The sequence below is a fragment of the Pseudonocardia sp. SID8383 genome, from assembly GCF_009864975.1.
Taxonomy (GTDB): domain Bacteria; phylum Actinomycetota; class Actinomycetes; order Mycobacteriales; family Pseudonocardiaceae; genus Pseudonocardia; species Pseudonocardia alni.
Genome location: NZ_WWFY01000674.1, coordinates 1 through 3,162, shown reverse-complemented (window position 1 = coordinate 3,162; position 3,162 = coordinate 1). Strand labels below are relative to the sequence as shown.

At 76.9% G+C, this 3,162-nt stretch carries 1 protein-coding gene; it reads left to right on the top strand.

Annotation, left to right across the window (positions count from 1 at the left end; genetic code table 11):
• A partial coding sequence (locus tag GTW08_RS16390; RefSeq protein ID WP_161152181.1) for a type I polyketide synthase occupies window positions 1–3,162 on the top strand: 3,162 nt, incomplete at both ends.

The following is a 3,162-nucleotide window of genomic DNA, read 5'->3' as shown; positions in this document are numbered from 1 at the left end:
CCGCGCACACCGGCACCGGCACCGTCCCGGACGGGCAGCTGGACCCCGACCTCGCCGTGCGGGCGCTGGTCCGCGCGGTCGCCGAGCCGGCCCCGACCCTGGTGGTCGCCGACCTCACCCACCCGCGCCTGCTGGAGGCGCTGCTCTCGGTGCGCCCCAGCCCACTGCTCGCCGACCTGCCCGCGGCACGGGACATCGCCCGGGCCGCGCAGGAGACCCGCCGCCGCCGCGACGACGTCGCCGGCGGGTTGGGTGCCCGGCTGGCCGCGGCCGGACCGGAGGAGCGCCGGGCCGTCCTGCTCGACCTGGTGCGCGACACCGCCGCCGGGGTACTGGGACACACCGGCCCGCAGGCGATCCGCCCCGGGAAACCGTTCGGCGACCTGGGCTTCGACTCGCTCACCGCGGTGGAGCTCAGCAACGCGCTGTCCGCCGCGACCGGGCTGTCCCTGCCCGCGAGCCTGGTCTTCGACCACCCCACCCCCCGGGTGCTGGCCGCACACCTGGTCACCGAGCTCACCGGTGACACCGGCGGCGCGGACGGCGCCGGGCCCGTCGAGCACACCGCGGTCGACGGCGACGACCCGGTCGTCGTCGTCGCCACGGCCTGCCGGTTCCCCGGCGGCGTCAGCACGCCCGAGGAGTTCTGGCAGCTGCTCGCCGACGGCGGCGACGGCATCACCGGCTTCCCCACCGACCGCGGCTGGGACCTCGACGTCCTCGCCGGTGACGGGCAGGGCCGCAGCGCCACCCGGGAGGGCGGCTTCCTGCACGACGCCGCCGGGTTCGACCCCGCCTTCTTCGACATCTCGCCCCGCGAGGCCGTCGCCATGGACCCGCAGCAGCGGCTGCTGCTGGAGACCACCTGGGAGGCGTTCGAACGCACCGGGACCGACCCGGCCCGGCTGCGCGGCAGCCGCACCGGCGTGTTCGTCGGCACCAACGGGCAGGACTACGCGAACCTGCTGCTGCGCTCCCCGGACGACGTCGAGGGCCACGCCGGCACCGGCCTCGCCGCGAGCGTCATCTCCGGCCGGCTCGCCTACGCGTTCGGACTGGAGGGGCCCGCGGTCACCGTCGACACCGCGTGCTCGTCGTCGCTGGTCGCGGTGCACTGGGCGGCCCAGGCGCTGCGCGCGGGGGAGTGCGACGCCGCGCTCGCCGGTGGCGTCACCGTCATGTCGACCTCCACCAGCTTCGCCGGGTTCACCCGGCAGGGCGGCCTCGCCCCCGACGGGCGGTGCAAGGCGTTCTCCGATGACGCCGACGGCACCGGCTGGTCCGAGGGCGTCGGCGTGCTGGTGCTGGAGCGGCAGTCGACCGCCCTCGCCCGCGGGCACGACATCCTCGCCGTCGTCCGCGGCTCGGCGGTCAACTCCGACGGCGCCTCGAACGGCCTCACCGCGCCCAACGGGCCGTCCCAGCAGCGGGTCATCCGTCAGGCGCTCGCCTCCGGCGGGCTGACCCCGGCCGACGTCGACGCCGTCGAGGCGCACGGCACCGGCACCGTGCTCGGCGACCCGATCGAGGCCCAGGCGCTGCTCGCCGCCTACGGCCGGGACCGGGAGCACCCGCTGCTGCTCGGCTCGGTGAAGTCCAACATCGGCCACACCCAGGCCGCGGCCGGCGCCGCCGGACTGATCAAGATGATCCTCGCGCTGCAGCACGGCACGCTGCCGCGCACGCTCCACGTCACCGACCCGTCGAGCCGGGTCGACTGGACCGCCGGTGCGGTCGAGCTGGTCACCGAGCAGGTGCCGTGGCCGGAGACGGGCCGTGCCCGCCGGGCCGGGGTCTCGTCGTTCGGGATCAGCGGCACCAACGCCCACGTCGTGCTGGAGCAGGCCCCGCAGCTGCCGGAGCCCACGCGGGCACCGGCGCCCGTGGTCACCCCGTGGGTGGTCTCCGCCCGGTCGGCGGCCGCGCTCGACGCCCAGCTCGACCGGCTCCGCGCCGCGACCGGCGGTCCGGACCTCACCACCGCCGCCGAGGTCGGACACGCGCTGGCCGTCGGCCGGTCGCTGTTCGAGCACCGTGCCGTGCTGCTCGCCGACGCCGACGGCGTCACCGAGGTCGCCCGCGGCGAGGCGGCCGAACGGTCCACCGCGTTCCTGTTCTCCGGGCAGGGTGCCCAGCGCCTCGGCATGGGCCGCGCGCTGCACGCCCGCCACCCGGTGTTCGCCGACGCGCTGGACACGACGCTGGCCCACCTGGACCCGACGGTGCGCGCCGTGCTGTGGGGCGAGGACCCCACCGCGCTCGACGACACCGGTGTCACCCAGCCCGCGCTGTTCGCGGTCGAGGTCGCGCTGTTCCGGCTGCTGGAGTCGTGGGGCGTGACCTCGGACGCCGTCGCCGGGCACTCGGTCGGTGAGGTCGCCGCCGCGCACGTGGCCGGGGTGTTCACCCTCGACGAGGCCTGCACGCTCGTCACCGCCAGGGCCCGTCTGATGGCGGCGCTGCCGGTCGGCGGCGCGATGGTCGCCGTCGAGGCGGACCCCGGCGACGTCACACCACTGCTGACCGGCGGCGTGGCCGTCGCCGCGGTGAACGGCCCGTCCGCGGTGGTCCTCTCCGGGCCCACGGACGAGGTCTCCGCCGTCGCGGACGCGCTCGCCGCCCGCGGCTGCCGCACGCGGGCGCTGCGGGTCAGCCACGCCTTCCACTCGCCGCTGATGGAGCCGATGCTCGACGGGTTCCGTGACGTCGTCGCCGGTCTGAACCCCGTCGAGCCGCGGATCCCCGTGGTCTCGACGGTGACCGGCGCCGCGGCCACCACCGAGCTGTGCGACCCGCAGCACTGGGTGCGGGGCGTGCGCGACACCGTGCGCTTCGCCGACGCGGTGCGGACACTGACCGGGAGCGGGATCACCGCGTTCCTCGAGATCGGCCCGGACGCGGTGCTGTCCGCGCCGACCCGCGCGTGCGTCGAGGACACCGCGGTGGTCGTCCCGGCCCTGCGCGGCCCGGACACCGAGGAGCGCGCGCTGCTCACCGCGCTGGGCAGGCTGCACGTCGCCGGGACCGGGGTGGACTGGACGGCGGTCCTCGCCGGGACCGCGGCCGGCCGGGTGGCGCTCCCGACCTACCCCTTCCAGCGGGAGCGGTTCTGGCCCACGGTCGCCGCCACGGCCCCCGCCGACGCGGGCGGCCTCGGCCTGC